General features: G+C 38.9%; 18 protein-coding genes. 12 read left to right on the top strand and 6 right to left on the bottom strand.

Features of this window, described 5'->3' with window-relative positions; genetic code table 11:
- The first annotated feature begins 59 nt into the window (after positions 1-59).
- Positions 60-506: a GNAT family N-acetyltransferase gene (locus tag B4Z90_RS00930; protein ID WP_286801194.1), complete on the top strand. Its 447-nt coding sequence runs from the start codon at positions 60-62 to the stop codon at positions 504-506.
- Between the two features lie 200 nt (positions 507-706).
- On the opposite strand, the gene B4Z90_RS00925 is transcribed toward B4Z90_RS00930, so the two are convergent.
- Entirely contained in the window at positions 707-1909 is a 1203-nt protein-coding gene (locus B4Z90_RS00925; RefSeq protein WP_286753832.1) for a transglutaminase-like domain-containing protein, read from the bottom strand.
- Between the two features lie 337 nt (positions 1910-2246).
- Here B4Z90_RS00925 and B4Z90_RS00920 point away from each other — a divergent pair, with 337 nt between their 5' ends.
- Together B4Z90_RS00920 and B4Z90_RS00915 are read left to right on the top strand one after the other, a co-directional pair.
- On the top strand, positions 2247-3032 hold the full coding sequence (locus B4Z90_RS00920) for a hypothetical protein (RefSeq protein ID WP_286801192.1): 786 nt from the start codon (positions 2247-2249) through the stop codon (positions 3030-3032).
- Positions 3033-3137: 105 nt separating this feature from the next.
- Complete coding sequence (locus B4Z90_RS00915; RefSeq protein ID WP_286801191.1) at positions 3138-4277, top strand: acyltransferase family protein; 1140 nt, start codon at positions 3138-3140, stop codon at positions 4275-4277.
- Between the two features lie 135 nt (positions 4278-4412).
- Here the strand turns inward: B4Z90_RS00915 and B4Z90_RS00910 are convergent, their stop codons facing one another.
- The 3 genes from B4Z90_RS00910 to B4Z90_RS00900 all read right to left on the bottom strand — a co-directional run bounded on the left by B4Z90_RS00910 (position 4413) and on the right by B4Z90_RS00900 (position 6840).
- Positions 4413-4913, bottom strand: a complete 501-nt coding sequence (locus B4Z90_RS00910) for a hypothetical protein (protein ID WP_286801190.1) — start codon at positions 4911-4913, stop codon at positions 4413-4415.
- A 47-nt stretch (positions 4914-4960) separates the two neighbouring features.
- Positions 4961-5644 (bottom strand): dihydrodipicolinate reductase C-terminal domain-containing protein, encoded by a 684-nt coding sequence (locus tag B4Z90_RS00905; protein ID WP_286801189.1) that lies wholly within the window; start codon positions 5642-5644, stop codon positions 4961-4963.
- A gap of 140 nt (positions 5645-5784) precedes the next feature.
- Positions 5785-6840 carry an SDR family oxidoreductase gene (locus B4Z90_RS00900; protein ID WP_286801188.1) on the bottom strand — a complete coding sequence of 352 codons (1056 nt, stop codon included), beginning with the start codon at positions 6838-6840 and terminating at the stop codon, positions 5785-5787.
- A gap of 88 nt (positions 6841-6928) precedes the next feature.
- Here B4Z90_RS00900 and B4Z90_RS00895 point away from each other — a divergent pair, with 88 nt between their 5' ends.
- The 8 genes from B4Z90_RS00895 (at position 6929) to B4Z90_RS00860 (ending at position 12542) form a co-directional block, all read left to right on the top strand.
- Positions 6929-7504, top strand: coding sequence for an AraC family ligand binding domain-containing protein (locus B4Z90_RS00895; protein WP_286801187.1), 576 nt, complete (start codon positions 6929-6931; stop codon positions 7502-7504).
- A gap of 3 nt (positions 7505-7507) precedes the next feature.
- Positions 7508-7717: a helix-turn-helix domain-containing protein gene (locus B4Z90_RS00890; RefSeq protein ID WP_286801186.1), complete on the top strand. Its 210-nt coding sequence runs from the start codon at positions 7508-7510 to the stop codon at positions 7715-7717.
- 140 nt (positions 7718-7857) lie between these two features.
- Positions 7858-8424 (top strand): DUF6624 domain-containing protein, encoded by a 567-nt coding sequence (locus B4Z90_RS00885; protein ID WP_115049322.1) that lies wholly within the window; start codon positions 7858-7860, stop codon positions 8422-8424.
- Between the two features lie 32 nt (positions 8425-8456).
- Entirely contained in the window at positions 8457-9044 is a 588-nt protein-coding gene (locus B4Z90_RS00880; protein ID WP_046674594.1) for a TetR/AcrR family transcriptional regulator, read from the top strand.
- Positions 9045-9184: 140 nt separating this feature from the next.
- Positions 9185-9487 (top strand): hypothetical protein, encoded by a 303-nt coding sequence (locus B4Z90_RS00875; RefSeq protein WP_147282053.1) that lies wholly within the window; start codon positions 9185-9187, stop codon positions 9485-9487.
- A gap of 7 nt (positions 9488-9494) precedes the next feature.
- Positions 9495-9725 (top strand): hypothetical protein, encoded by a 231-nt coding sequence (locus B4Z90_RS00870; RefSeq protein ID WP_046674596.1) that lies wholly within the window; start codon positions 9495-9497, stop codon positions 9723-9725.
- A gap of 304 nt (positions 9726-10029) precedes the next feature.
- Entirely contained in the window at positions 10030-11085 is a 1056-nt protein-coding gene (locus B4Z90_RS00865) for an NAD(P)-dependent alcohol dehydrogenase (RefSeq protein WP_201639082.1), read from the top strand.
- Between the two features lie 158 nt (positions 11086-11243).
- Positions 11244-12542: a cryptochrome/photolyase family protein gene (locus tag B4Z90_RS00860; protein ID WP_286801185.1), complete on the top strand. Its 1299-nt coding sequence runs from the start codon at positions 11244-11246 to the stop codon at positions 12540-12542.
- Between the two features lie 76 nt (positions 12543-12618).
- Here the strand turns inward: B4Z90_RS00860 and B4Z90_RS00855 are convergent, their stop codons facing one another.
- A complete protein-coding gene (locus tag B4Z90_RS00855; protein ID WP_046674599.1) occupies positions 12619-13404 on the bottom strand; it encodes an alpha/beta fold hydrolase in 786 nt (261 codons plus the stop codon).
- Between the two features lie 221 nt (positions 13405-13625).
- Between B4Z90_RS00855 and B4Z90_RS00850 the strand changes: the two genes are divergently transcribed.
- Positions 13626-14180, top strand: a complete 555-nt coding sequence (locus B4Z90_RS00850) for a cysteine hydrolase family protein (RefSeq protein WP_115049316.1) — start codon at positions 13626-13628, stop codon at positions 14178-14180.
- Positions 14181-14265: 85 nt separating this feature from the next.
- Here the strand turns inward: B4Z90_RS00850 and B4Z90_RS00845 are convergent, their stop codons facing one another.
- The gene (locus B4Z90_RS00845) at positions 14266-15117 is read right to left on the bottom strand and encodes a helix-turn-helix domain-containing protein (protein WP_046674601.1); all 852 of its coding nucleotides are present in this window, start codon (positions 15115-15117) and stop codon (positions 14266-14268) included.
- Between the last annotated feature and the right edge of the window lie 437 nt (positions 15118-15554).

Below are 15554 nucleotides of genomic sequence, written 5' to 3'. Positions count from 1 at the left end.
TGAGGTTGATACGAAAGAGTTAGGATACATTTGCACTATAAATCAAACTATTTAATGAAATGAATTATAACATTAGAAAGGCAAGTCTTGAGGATCTTGATCAAGCAGCAGCGTTATTCAATCTTTATCGAATTTTCTACAGACAGGAATCGAATTTGGAAAAAGCCAAAGAATTTTTGAGGGAGCGATTTTTGAACGGAGAGTCAGAAATCTTTTTGGCAATCCAGGGCGAACATGCGGTTGGTTTTGTTCAGCTTTATAAATTGTTTCATTATACTAAATTGCAGCGGCAGTGGTTGTTGAGTGATCTATTTGTGCATCCTGATCATCGGAGTAAAGGTCTTTCGGTTCGGCTTATAGATCGAAGTAAAGCTTGGTGTGAAGAGACTGGAGCTTGTGGTCTGATGCTTGAGACCGAGAAAACAAATGTTATCGGTAATAGTCTTTATCCGAGGTGTGGATTTGAATACGACGGCATGCATAACTATTATCATTGGTGGCGATAACTTTAATTGGATCGTCAGTGCACTCCCGCGCCTGGCGATCCAATTGGCAACCGAGATTAATTAGACGGCATCGACAGTCATTTTACCCCATTGGGCACTGCTGCCTGGATTAAGATTTTGAATCCGTGCTATCACTTCATCACTCACTGTTTGGTCAAAAATATTTTTCATAATTTCAATTTACGAAATAATAATCTACATTAATTGAAGTATAATATCACATTTAAAGGCTCATCATTTACAGTTACTTTCTTTTCGGTAGGCCCATTTTTATTGCTGTACCTCAATGTATAAGACTGATTTTTTTTCACGATAAATGTTAAATGATCATTCGCATCCTGCAGTTTAGTAGCAGTCGAGCCTCCGCCAATTTGATCATTTCCTTGGAAGATATCTACATTGCATTTTGTTCTTCCTTCCGGTTGACATTGATCCTTACTGAGATACATGGTTACGTTTAGACGGGTGTAAGATTTGTCCTTCAATTGTTGGCTATATTGCTGATTGAATAGATCAATATAGCGCTGAGAAACATTATCGGCATACACTTCTGTTTCACTCCACGCCGGGAATGAGGTAGCTGCCGGTTTGTAGGAAGCCGCATAAATAGAATGTTCCTTGCTATTCGGATCGGCTTTACCCGCGTCTGCTAAAAACCAGCTGTAATTCAGGTCTTTGTCCGGATAATATTCAGTAAAATACCATTTACCATTAATCCACACCTCGACCCAACTGTGGTTACCACGGTTGTCATGCCAGTTTGGCGTTCCCGCAATCCGAGCCGGTATACCTACTGATCGCAATGCGTCGATCAATAAAATGGATAATCCGGTACAAGAAGCCATTCCTTGGCTTATCGATTCAGATGGATTTTGATCTGCTTTTTTTCGTTGCGTATTGTAATCGACTTTCACTTCATCTCTGATATTCTTATTTATGGCTACAATGGCATCTTTTATCGTTTTGCTATTTGTCACATATTTTGAGAAACGATCGTAGAAGTCACCACGCCAATCGTCGAGATCTTCAGAAAAAACCCGATAGGGCAATACCTCATTTAGAAAAATTGAATCTGGAATTTCCTTTGCCCAGGAAAACGTTGATCTTGCCTGGTAAGCCTTTTCAATATTATGGATAAGATGATCACTCTTAATAGTCGTTAAATCATTCTTGGGCATATAAGCTATGAGAAAAGCCGCCCCTTCACGCATTTCTTTGGGTAGTTTCGCTAGTACTTTCTCTAATTCAGTGCGATTCATGCCGGCAGCTTTTAGTGCATTTTTGACCGGTTTTTGATACTGACTTGGCAACGAGGAAAGCTTGAAATCTTGTGCAGATACGTTGAAAAAAATGGCTGTAGACAAACAGCAGAAAACGAAAGAAAATACCTTTTTGAACATCATATGAGCTTGCTTGTTCTTGATCTATTTAAATTAACACAATTTGTATATTTCAAACATAGATAAATTGATTTTTATATGGAAGAATACGTTTTATAGTCTGACTAGTAGCTTGGAAGCCCAATTTACTTAGTGATGTTTCTGAATTTGAGCAGAAGGACTCCCAAATAGCAAGCGACCACGAATGATGTACTTTGGATTGCGCTGCACTTCTAAAAAGTCAAAAGGTGTTAATCCCGCACAATTTCATTTGCAAATGAATACAAATTTATTTTAGTTTGAAGATCTTTACGGCAAAGTAAAGATCATAACCCAAAAAATAATTTAAATGACAATTCCGATGAAGCCGTTTCATTTTCTATATTATAGTGTATGCTGTCTGATCCTTTTATCGGGTATGCTGTATTCCTGTCAATCGCAAGATCCAGACAGGGTGATACTTGAAAAATTGGATAGAACCTTTAATGCATCCAAATTTTATGGCCCCAAGATAAAAAGGAGCGAAGAGTTGCTGCATGCAGACGTTAAAAGTATGGATAAGAAAGAGTTAAAAGAAGTCTTTGAAACCGCCATATTTAAAAAGGATACGCTTGCTGTTTTTAATTCAGAAGGGAGTTTGCCAACACCATTTTATATCGAGTCTACTGCAGTCTGGGGAACACGAAAATTAAAGCCGGTCAGAGATTTCGGTTATCGTTACACCACGGTTTCTTACAATGAAGATAAGGACACCGTAGCGATATTAAACGGAGTTCCTTTTCCAGCGTTGACAGTGGCAGAGGATAAAAATGGTGAATTTGCTTATCTATATGCACTGAAGACTTCAAAAAATAAAGATGATTTTCAAAATATTTACAACTATCTACAGAAGACGTTTACAAAATTGAAGGTTCAAGATGATGCTGGAAGTGATATAAAAGGTTGGGAAAATAAAGACTTTTACTATTTTTTGCATAAAAAAAATAGAAGGGAAGAACAGATTTTTTCATTTGGAGAAGATGAAGACGACAAGCCGACGACTACAGACATCACCGATATCCGTTTGGAAATTTATTCTAAAATTTACATCCAAAATATGCAAAAAGAGCAGGTTTACTTACCGGATTATATTCCCAGTGTTAATTAACAGCCTTTAAAAATGGAGCACCGGTAAACTTGTTACAAATCTGCATGGACGATTTTGTTTATATTTACGTCCTTGTAAAAAAATCAATCAAATCGTTTTGTTTTTATGTCCGATACTCAAATACCGACTTCCGTTTATGCAGATACCAAACCACATTATGCAGTACTTGAAGGGTTACGCGGTGTAGCAGCTATAACTGTTGTTTGCTTCCATATTTTTGAAGCCTTTGCGACGAGCCATTTAGACCAGCGTATTAATCACGGTTATTTGGCCGTTGACTTTTTCTTTATGCTTTCAGGTTTTGTCGTGGGCTATGCTTATGACGATCGTTGGAAGACAATGACAATAAAAGAATTTATCAAGCGTCGGATAATACGTTTACATCCGATGGTTGTAATGGGTGCGATCATTGGAGCAGTCATGTTTTATTTTCAGGGATGTTCTGTTTGGGATGTGACTAAGGTGACATTTTCTTCGCTGGCAATCGCGACCCTTTTGAATGCCTTGTTGATTCCTGCCATTCCAGGGCAAGAAGTGAGAGGGCTTGGGGAGATGTTTCCATTAAATGGGCCGAGCTGGTCGTTGTTTTTCGAATACATCGGTAATATTCTGTATGCATTGATTATTCGTAGATTTTCAACCAAAGTATTGGCTGGGCTCGTTGTTTTATTCGGGATAGGGTTGGCGGCCTTTGCGATATTGGGACCTTTGGGAGATATCTGTGCTGGTTTTTCACTCACAGAAACGGAATTTACGGCGGGTTCACTTCGTCTTTTGTTTTCATTTACAGCAGGCTTATTCTTATCTAGAGTATTTAAGTCTTTACAGATCAAGGGCGCATTTTGGATTTGTAGTTTGATCCTAGTGCCACTTTTGGCTATGCCGCGCATTGGTGGTGCCGAGCAACTATGGATGAATGGTTTATACGACACGCTATGTTGTGTCGTGGTTTTCCCTTTACTCGTTGTGTTAGGCGCTTCTGGCAAGGGCGGTAATGGTATTACAAGTTGGCTTTGCAAGTTTTTAGGTGATATATCCTATCCTTTGTATATGGTACATTATCCCTTTATCTATCTATACTATGCTTGGGTTAAGAATGAAAATCTGAGTTTTGAAGAGTCGTTGCCCGGAGCAGCGGCTGTTGTGATCGGAAGTATTGTGCTTGCATACGGCTGTTTGAAGTTATACGATATACCCGTACGGCAATATTTGTCAAAACGATTTCTAAAGGCAAAAGGGAAATAGATGCTAGCAAACTAATCCTATTATTTATTATAAAATAAGAAAACACCATTTTTTGGTGTTTTTTTATGCATGTTACCTAGGACAGTGATCTGTACATAGAGAAAATATCTTGTCATGTTAAATAACGCTTCAATGTCAGTCTTTTTCAAAAAAAACGTTGTTATATTTCGACGAATAAAATACCAAATAGAAGCCTAAAGGGCTTCGGTATACCGTTGGATCTGAAGCAAGAATATGATGAGCGGGGAAGTCCATCCACAGTTTTAAGCGTGCGGATTGGTAAGGACAGACTGTTTCGATCTTGCCTTTGTAAACTTTGGATACTTTACCCGCACTTACGACGTTGAAATAAATCGACTCGTTATCCTTTATGACAAAATTGTAGCTATTATATTGCCAGTCAGCTTGTTTTCCTGGGAACAGGTCACGCTTTATGTGGTAGGTACCATAATAATCTTCTTTTTTTAGGATTTTTGGGCTCGTGATCCATTGAAAAAATTGAGACAAAGAAAAAAGTATAATTGCGCCACCGATCAGAGATAAAATTGCATACCCGAAGAATCGTCTTTTTGTGATAACCCCGCATAACAGCAGAATTATCAGCAACGGTATAAAGATAAATACTCCAAATCCCATATTTTTAGACGTTGTGTAGAAAGCTCCTTTCTAAATTGAAAGTTTAACTAAAGTAGCCCCATAGCTACCAAATCCAATACAGTATGCCTTCTATTGGCTAATTTATTGTTGACACATGCTTCAAGGATTTTTTTGACACCATTTGAATAAGAATCATGTCCGAGGACCTTGGTCTCAATTTTAATTTCATCATTTTTATCTTTGATCACAATCTGATGGTAGGCATGCTTTTCTAAGTAGGCAACGGGAATATGGATTTTATAAGCTTGCGTTTTTGCATCGCGAATAGAGATAACGCGTTCATGAGCGACATGTAAAGAATTGGCTATATGATAAGCTGTACCTGGTTCAGTAAGCTTGGAGGACTGATGAGACTCCATAATAGATATTTCGTAGTCTTTGAAATTATGACCAAATTGTTGAAGCATATGGAGTGTTTTTAGCAAAAGTATGGAGGTATTTGGGCAAATGACAAGTGGAAACGCTGTCTCGAGCTTTTCGGTCTCTAGCCCTGTAGACAATTCAATGAATACCGAATCCGTACGTGCACAAAAATCAAGACAATCTTGCAGCTCCCGACCCGATCCGGCATGTATAATGATCGATGGCGACGACGTTGTAATGGATGGCTGCCAAGGTAGAATTTCTACATTGGGGATGGAATAATCGGCTTCCAGTATCGCGTTTGCCAGTTTTCCTGATCCAACTACAAAGGCTTTTTTTGTATTCATATTGTTTGTTTTATCAAAACATCTGCTATCCTTTTGACTATGAAACGATAAAATGATACCGGATGAAATTGCAATGAAGTAAAGGTTATGCTTGAGCCGGGTAAGTTACAAAAATAGACGGTAAAATTTAATCTTTGCTATTATGGAATTATTCTTTTTTTACGCATTTCGTCAAAGAGCTGATAAAACATTTGTTCGGTGTCAATAAATTCATGAAAGCCGAGACGCCTTGCCTTTGTGCCATCGGCAAAAAAATCATAATCCCAAGAAAATACAAAATCGCCAAAAGGCCAAGCTGAAACTTGATCATAGCTATAGCTTAATAAATGCTTTTCTTTTAATTTTTGCCATAAAGGCTCCTTGTCTGCCATCATTGTGTTGAGTGATAGCGGAATAGGATCAGCGCTTTCCATATCAAAATAGGCCGCTAATTTGGGCCATAGTTCCTTCCAGCGGAAGAGATCGCCGTTGTTAATGTTGAAGGCTTGATTGGCCGCTTGTGGATTGGTCGAGGCCCATACCGTTGCTTTGGCTAATAGTGTTGCATCGGTCATTTCCATCAATGTCTGAAAAGCGCCAATTTTTCCTGGAAATCGAAGTGGAATACCGAGTTCTTTTGAGATAGATGCATATACAGCAATGAGCATCGCTAGATTCATGGGATTATTGGGGGCCGTTCCACCAACAACTGACGGACGCATCGCTGACCAAGTCCATTTCTTACCCTTTTGCAATTGTTCGAGGTATTGCTGTTGGCTGGTATTGAATTTCGGCGGCATATGTCCGGCATCTGATTCTTTGGCTGGTGTCTTGAAAGGGCCCAGATGAGCACCATATACTTTATACCCTTGCATTAAGCTGATGTGCTGAAGATCACTTGCTACCGGTTCCACCGCGGTCAAAACATTGCTTAGCATTTTCATATTGGGCTCCACTAGCTCAGCCCAGGTCGGTCTATCCTGATAAGCAACGTAGTAAATATGGGTTACGGTATCCAAGTTGCCTAGCTTTTTGAGACAATCGGCTATATCCAATAAATCTACAGCGATAAAACGAACGTTAGCCCGATCGGCATTTGCTCGTCGTGATAAACCTATAATTTCCCATTCCTCCATCTTTTCAAGATAGTCTATGAGATTGTTGCCAACAACGCCATTGGCGCCAACAACTAAAGCGGTGTTTTTTCTAGTCTTCATCTTTCTATATTACTTATAGGGCCAAAGTTAGTTGGAAGCTTAGTGGGTTTTAATGTAAAAATCCAATATAATTAGGTATATTTCTGAAATGAAACGTTATCGTCAGTTTGAACCGGTGCTTATTTCAGGGTTTAAGATACTTGAATGGACTCATCCGGAACACAATCACAATCATTACGAGTTCATTTTTATTCGTGAGGGGACAGGGCGACATATTGTTAATGGGCATTCATTTCCTTACAAAGCAGGGTCGATCTTTCTACTAGGGCCAGATGACCAACATTATTTTGAAATCGAACAACTCACCCATTTTGTATATCTTAAGTTCACCGACGCCTACCTTTGTCGTAACAGTTCGGGTTCTACGTCCGCTATACAACAGCTGGAATATCTTATAAAAAGTAGAGAAACTCATCAGATGGGGTTTCAGTTAGTTGGAGAAGATAATGCGATAATAACACTGATCTTTGATACCCTTCTCTTATTAAGAAAAGATCAAATTGTAAATCAGGAGCTTATTTGGTTCCAATTATTCAGTGTTGTACATGTTTTGCAGCGGAATATGCCCGAATTGCGTAGCAATAGTTTTAAAAGCCGTGACCTGCAGGCCATGTTTTGTTATATCCATAAAAATATTTACGATCCCAATCGTTTACGGATATAAATAATGGCGGAGCATTTTAACATTGCCAACGATTATCTCGGTATTTACTTTAAACGTCAGGCAGGAATTACCTTACGCGAATATATTCAAAACTACCGCAATACATTAATACGTCAAAGAATAGCAACAGGAAGAGTTACCTTAAAGGAAATTGTCGCTGAATTTGGGCTTACTGATGTAAGCCACCTGAATAAGATTATACATAAAACGTAGTGTATTTCCGTCGATGTATTCAAATCAAACGTAATCTAGCAATAGTTGAGCAAAATAGCGTATGAATGTAATAGGTTACCGGCCGAGGGGGAAAGGATTTAGAGAAGTAAAATACGTATTAAAAATTTTAGAAAATTGAGATGTTATATAGAAATATTGCGGAAGAGATTATCCGATTAGGGCAGGACGAAGAATCAATGCGGGAAAAGTTATTGCAGAGGGGAGAGCTTCATGGGGGATATCATGTGGAGATGGAAACCATTCACCGACGGAATGCAAAAAGATTACGTGAAATCATTGCCGAAATAGGTTATCCAACTATTTCAAAAGTCGGCGAAGCAGCTAGCAATTCAGCTTGGCTGATTGTTCAGCATGCGATAGGAGAACCTCAATTTATGCAAGATTGTTATCAGTTGCTTCTTGATAATATCATGGACATCAATCTCGCAAATCTGGCTTATTTGCACGATCGAATTCAGGTTTTCAAAAGTAAGCCGCAACGTTATGGGACACAGTTAAGCAGCTGTGGCAGTATTTATCCCGTGGAAGATAAAAATGCAATAAACAGCTTAAGGAGCACAATGAACCTTTTACCCCTTAATCCTAAAGAAATGAATAAAATTGAAGATGTGGAGCGAATTCCATTTCTGGATCAGGAGAACGACACCTACAATGAGTGGCGAAAAAAAGTTGGCTGGGTGAATTGATTTTTCGACATTTTTTGTAGATTTGTCGAGTAATGACAGGTCAACAAGAAAATATTAAAGAGGAAATTATCTTATCATCCATGAAAGTGTTTGAAACCTATGGATTTGCAAGGGTTTCCATGCAGGATATTTCAAAAGCTTGTGGAAAGGGGCGGAGCACGTTGTATTACTATTTTACCAGTAAGATGGATGTCTTTGATGCGATTGCGGAGTACTTATGTCAGCAAGTGTTTGAGGTCGCGAGTAGAACTTATAACAGGGAAGCTTCACTGGAAGATAATTTAGTTGGTTTTTTACAAGCAAAACTACGTCAGATTAATTTAATTACGAAACGCTTTCATCTCGCATTCGAAGATATGAAATCCGACCCAGCCTTGATGGTTTCAAAAACACGATACATGCTGGATGACGAGATTAAGCTGATTCGTGAAATGATTGAATTAGCCGTTAGGAAAGAAGAAATTCAGGCCTTGGAGGAAAAGGATATCCTGTTTTTATCGGAAATGTTAGTGACAACATCACGTTGTTTTGAGCAGGAAGTTTTACTTTTTGATCGTTTTCCGGATTTTGAAGCGAGGCTTTCCTGGTTGACAAGTATATGTGTTAAGGGGCTGCGCTAGCCATTCGACAGGATAACGAGAATAAGTTATTGTAAATAGTAGGGACGTATATCGTTCTTTTTTTAGGAGGTGGTTTCGACAAAAATACAGAATATGTCTATTTTGATTGATCGATTCTTTTTATACAGACAATAAACAGGATGACAACTATGGTGTTAAATGCGAAAGTAGGCAAGTCGGTGGATAGCTTTGCATCAGAAAGATGCGTTTTGGTCATGGTGGAGACAGAGGAAACGATCCGCCCTGAAATGATGGGGGTACTGGATCCCGATATCGATTGTTATTTATTGATACACAATGATGTGGAGCGCTTGGATAGCCTCGCTCTTGCGCTGGAAAATGAAAATAAAAGGGTTCGACTAGCCCGAGATTTTGAGGAACTGAAACAGATGCCTTTTTTGAACCACCAATTACAACAAATTGCCGTTAAAATTTTGAAATAATCTAAATATGTATAAAGTTGTTTATTCTTTATCTCGTAAGCTGAAGTGGAAAGCCAGCGAGATTTATCATTTTCTCTATCAGAGTTTCCCGGAGATAAAAAATATTGATTTATTGTTGGATGATCAGCAATTTTTGCTTGTCCTGCGGATTAGTACCCGATTGGAATTTTCTATTCTGAACATCTGCCAGAAACAGGGGTTGGCAATGCAATTTGTACAGGTAGAAGATACTGATTAATCCGTCTGTACAGGTAGAAGATGCTGATTAGTTCGTTTGAACAGGTACAAAATCCTGACGAACCCGTGCGGTTTACAAAGCTTAGCTTATCACAGATGTTCAAGCATGATGCGATGAGCCGTAAAGAAACAGCAACTTGAGCTTTATGGCAACATAATTCTGAAAGTTGCTTTTTACTTTTGTTATCGTTCCTTCAAAACATTTTTTCCATCCATTGGTTAATTTTATCGTGCGGATGGAATCTGTGTTGTACATAGGAATTTTATGCAGTCATTTAAAACAGAAAACAACAATTTTATCAAGTATGAGTACATTTTCAATTAGAGCTTTTGGAACAAGTGCACCAACGGCCGATCTAAAACAGATGGATATTGAACGTCGCGAAGTGACGGAGAAAGATGTCGAGATTGATATCTTATTTTGTGGAGTTTGCCATTCGGATTTACATACAGCGCGAAACGAATGGGGTGGGACCGTTTATCCGAATGTACCCGGCCATGAAATTGTGGGGCGAATTACTCAAGTTGGCTCAGCGGTGACCAAGTTTAAAGTCGGCGATTTGGCTGGTGTAGGCTGTATGGTAGATAGTTGTCGCGAATGTGAAAGTTGTAAGGAAGGACTGGAACAATATTGTGAAAGTGGAAATATTCAAACCTACAATGGACACGATAAGCACCTTAATAAACAGACATTCGGCGGTTATTCCGAACGCGTTGTAGTAGACCAGGATTTTGTGCTCCACATTCCTGAAAATTTGGATCTTGCAGCAACAGCGCCTTTATTATGTGCTGGAATTACCACTTATTCGCCTTTGAGGCATTGGAATGTGGGACCAGGAAAAAAAGTAGGTATCGTAGGTATCGGCGGCTTGGGACACATGGGGGTAAAAATAGCGAAAGCAATGGGAGCACAAGTTGTTGTCATTACAACGTCTGCGTCTAAAGTGGATGACGCCAAACGTTTAGGTGCCGATGAAGTGATCTTGTCAACTGATGCAGAACAAATGAAAGCGCATGCGGGAACTTTACATTTCATTTTAGATTGTGTTTCGGCACAGCATGACATCAATGCCTATTTAAGTTTATTGAAACGAGATGGTTCCCTGACTCTTGTTGGTGCTCCGGAGCATCCACTTCCTGTGGCTCCTTTTAGCCTGATTCCAACACGTAAGAGTTTTTCAGGTTCGATGATCGGGGGGATAGCCGAAACACAGGAGATGCTTGATTTTTGTGGTAAACACAATATTATATCCGACATAGAGCTGATTAAAATGCAGGATATCAATCATGCTTATGATAGACTATTGAAAAGTGATGTTAAATACCGGTTTGTTATTGACATGGCAAGTTTGAAAAACTAACACAATAAAATTATTCAATGCTGAACCATCAAGGGGAATTTCAAGTACCTTTGATGGTTCAGTCTGTTTATAGAGGTATTTTTACCTAATTATTGAGTTAACCTTTTACCCTTTAAAATTGTTAACATGGGTAATGATGGTAAATATTGGTCGTTTTTATGGAAAAAAATAAAATTATTGTGTTTTGGTTTCGTCGTGATTTACGGCTGGATGATAATGCCGGGCTTGCTCGCGCGCTGGCTTTGGGTTATCCGGTACTACCTATATTTATATTTGACGAGGAAATTTTGATGCAATTGGAGGATAAAAGGGATCGACGTCTTCATTACATCCATCAGGCTTTAACCCGTATCAATACTATACTAGGGGAAAGTGGTGCAACGTTGAATACGTTCTATGGTAAACCTATCGCTATCTACAGGAACTTGGTTGAAAAATTTGATGTGCAGGGCGTCTATTGTAATCGGGACTATGAGCCAATGGCAATTGCGCGGGACAAAGAAATTTTTGAGTTCTGTCAAGCTAAGGGAATTCCCTTCAAAGCTGTGAAAGATCAGGTTATTTTTGATAAAGCAGATATCTTAAAGAATGATGGGACACCATATACGGTTTATACGCCTTATGCAAAAAAATGGCGTGAGAAATTACGTCCTGAGGACCATCGTTCCTATACCTACGCAATGGAACCCTTCGTTCAGCAAAAGCATCAGCAGATCATTTCTTTGGAGAACTTAGGTTTTTTAGAGACCGATCTTAGCTTTAAAGAACCACACCTGGATGCTACTATCATTGATCACTATGATAAAACCCGCGATTATCCAGCGTTAATGGGCACTACTCATTTGGGGATAGCACTTCGTTTTGGAACAATCAGTGTACGTCGGTGTGTTACCTTTGCTTTAAAACACAATGCGACCTGGTTGTCTGAATTGATCTGGCGTGAATTTTTTATGCAGATTCTCTATCACTATCCGCATGTTGTTACCGAATCCTTTAGAAAGCAATACGACGCCATACAATGGCGGAACGATGAGGTAGAATTCCAGCAATGGTGTGAAGGACAGACCGGATATCCTTTAGTAGATGCGGGTATGCGCCAATTGAATACTTCCGGTTATATGCACAATCGCGTACGAATGGTCGTAGCCAGTTTTCTTTGTAAACACCTTTTGATTGACTGGAGGTGGGGGGAGGCCTACTTTGCGCAAAAATTAAATGATTATGATCTGTCGGCCAACAATGGTAACTGGCAATGGGCCTCAGGCAGTGGCTGCGACGCAGCCCCGTATTTCAGGGTTTTTAATCCGACGCTTCAGGCTGAGAAGTTCGATAAAAATCAGGAGTATATAAAAAAATGGGTTCCTGAATTAGGTACTCCAGCCTATTGTGAGCCTATGGTTGACCATCAGATTGCCCGTGATCGTGCGATAAAGACCTACGCAAAGGCGTTGAAATAATAGTCTTGAATGTCTACATCTTACGAGAGGTTTTAAGGACCAGCAAGTCGGAGTAGACATTCAATGTATCTCATTTTTATCGATCTAAAAACTCGGCAACGAATGCGTCGAATGCCTGTGGATTTTCAGCTTGAACCCAGTGACCAGCATTAGGAATTGTTTTAAATACGGCATTTGGAAATTGTTCCCTGATCTTAATCTTATCTTCAGGTAATATATATCTTGATTTTTCTCCTGGTAGAAATAATGTGGGGCCGTTGAATATTCCTGATTTTACCCCGACAGTAATAAACTCCGTATATTTATTTTTTAAAACATCCAGATTAAAGCGCCAATCTAATTTTCGATCTTCTCTGATATATACATTTTTTAATAAAAATTGGATAACACCCGGATCACTCAAGTAGTGTTCAATCTTTACTTGTACATCTTTCCTGTTTTCTAGTGTTGTAATATCTACAGCAGATAGCGCGTCGAATATGTCCTCATGATGTGGAGGATAAGCTTTCGGGGCTATATCAGCGATGATCAGTTTTTCAATCTTTTCAGGATGGTCAATAGCAAATTGCATCGCTACTTTTCCGCCTAGAGAATGGCCCAATAGCAATACTTTATCTGCTCCAATGGATGCAATATAGGATAGCAGATCGTCTACCATAACTTCCACCGACATATCTTCACTATGGAAACTTCGTCCGTGATTACGAAGATCGAGTAGATGTACCTGTCTTTTCTCGCCAAAACTACGACCAAAGGATCCCCAGTTGTCTGCCATGCCAAAAAGCCCATGTAGGACAATTAATGGAGTGCCACCGTTATCTGCGCCATATATTTTGCTGTGTTGTAATTCTTTCAATGCCATGATATCTATTATTACGATTTATCACCTGTATGTGACGTTTATATGCAGCGAAGTTAGCTTTTGTTGGTGATTTTTTGATCGAAATTATGTAAAACATTACATAACTTTCTATCCATCCCGTCTTATCGCTCTTATCAAAATGGTAGTATTTGGTGATTTATTGGTAGGTCATCGCCGCTAAATCCAGCTTAATTTTGTATTAAACTTAATTCATAAAATAGATGAGAAATAGCGCATTAATAGTCATTGATATTCAAAACGAGTATTTTGAAGATGGCGGAATGGAACTTGTGGATCCCTTAAAGGCAGGGATGAACGCCAGAAGAGTGATCGACCAATTTAGGCGAGAAAAATTGCCGGTGGTCCATATCCAACATATTTCCTCAGATCCAAAAGCAATGCCATTCTTTATTGATGGCACAAGAGCTGCCGAAATTCATGAAAGCGTGAGTCCAATGCCAAACGAGCTAGTAATACGTAAACATTTTCCCAACAGCTTTAGAGAGACAGAATTATTGGATTACCTTCGCAGCAATAAGGTCGAGAAACTTGTTGTCGTAGGCATGATGACCCATATGTGTATCGACGCTACGGTACGCGCCGCTGTCGATTTAGGTTTTTCATGTACTGTAATTGCTGATGCCTGTGCAACGCGCGATCTTGAGATTAATGGTTCCGTAGTTGCTGCACTGGATGTTCAGCATGCCTTTCTTGCTGCTTTGGCGTTCTTTTATGCGCAGGTTCAGGATATCGAGACGTACTTGGCACGCTATTGATTTATTGGGAAATCGGGCCATGGGGAGGCCGATCTGCATGGCGCGATTTCCATAGCGACAATTTGTATAATAGATAATTCAACATTTATTTGAATTCCTGAATAAATGCACTTATGGTTTTTCCAGTTTGAGTTTTAAAAAAACGCATTAAATGATTGGGTTCTGAAAAGTTAAGATCAAAAGCAATTTGATTAACGGAATGGTCAGAGTGGATCAGCAGATCCTGAATCTCGAATAGTAACCGTTGTCGAAGTAAGTGGGCTGCTGTGGTATTAAACTGTGCCTTAACGGCCTGATTTAGTGTAATCCTACTTATTCCCATAAGTGTCGCATATTCGTTTACCCGTTGTTTCTCCCGAATGAACTGTTCCATAAGTTCTTTGAATTGATAGGCGAAGTTATTTTCCGCTTTTTGGTTCGGAAGCATATTTAAGCGTGCATATTTTCGGTTTAAAGTTTGCAATAGGTAATAAAGTAAAGAACGAATAATATGGACACTATCTGCTTGGGTTTCCATGAGTTCAAGTTTAATTTCGGCGAGAAGACCTAAGAATTTTGACATATGTGTGTCATCTGCTATAATCTGGGGTACATAACTAAGCTGGTAGAAATATAATAGTTTGTATGTGAATAATTTATCCGAAAAGAAATCATTTAAAAAGTCTTCCTGAAAAATCAATGTTGTAAACTCAAGGTGTTCAGGATCCAGTTCCCAGGTATGTTTCTGAAAAGCTGAAATAAAGATAATTGAATTGTCGGACAAGGAGAGGATCTCTTGCCCCAATATCAATCTGCCTTTCGCTTTTTTGAAAAATAGAATTTCAAAAAAGTCTTTATGGTAAGTTTCTTGATGTGTATAATCCGTTTCTATTTCGTTGAGGACATTCAACAAGAAGTCAACACCGCATTCTCCCTTATGGAATTTTATTGTTCTCAATCTAGATTACTTTAATCGATCAAAAATACTAAACTTTATAAGTTACACCAGCCTAAATACAAATATTATCGTAGCGTTTTATCCCACATGTTTATTCAGGCAGCTGAGCAAGGATTAAGGGTTGGAAGCGAAGAGTTTGGAACAAAGGTTTTCTAATGTTTGGTGTTTTTCAAAATAGTTTTCAAAACAGTTAAAAGACAATAGTTGAGGGGCATGTGAAGACGAGTGAAGCTGAATTTTGAATACGAGAATAAAATTTTTATGAAAAGTGATTTTCATCACTTTTTTGCTGAGAAGAATAAGCTATTTTTACTGCTGTAGTCAGTTATCCAGTGAGATTAATCTTTGGGTTTGACAAAAATTATTTAGCCATAAAAATATATTATTTGGGGGTTTTCTCGTTATGAGAGGCCCCTTAATTATTTTAACAACCTCTA

The organism is Sphingobacterium sp. UBA5639 (genome assembly GCF_002421245.1).
Classification (GTDB): Bacteria; Bacteroidota; Bacteroidia; order Sphingobacteriales; family Sphingobacteriaceae; genus Sphingobacterium; species Sphingobacterium multivorum.
The sequence above is the reverse complement of the archived record's forward strand: the minus strand, read 5'-3'. Positions and strand labels throughout refer to the sequence as shown.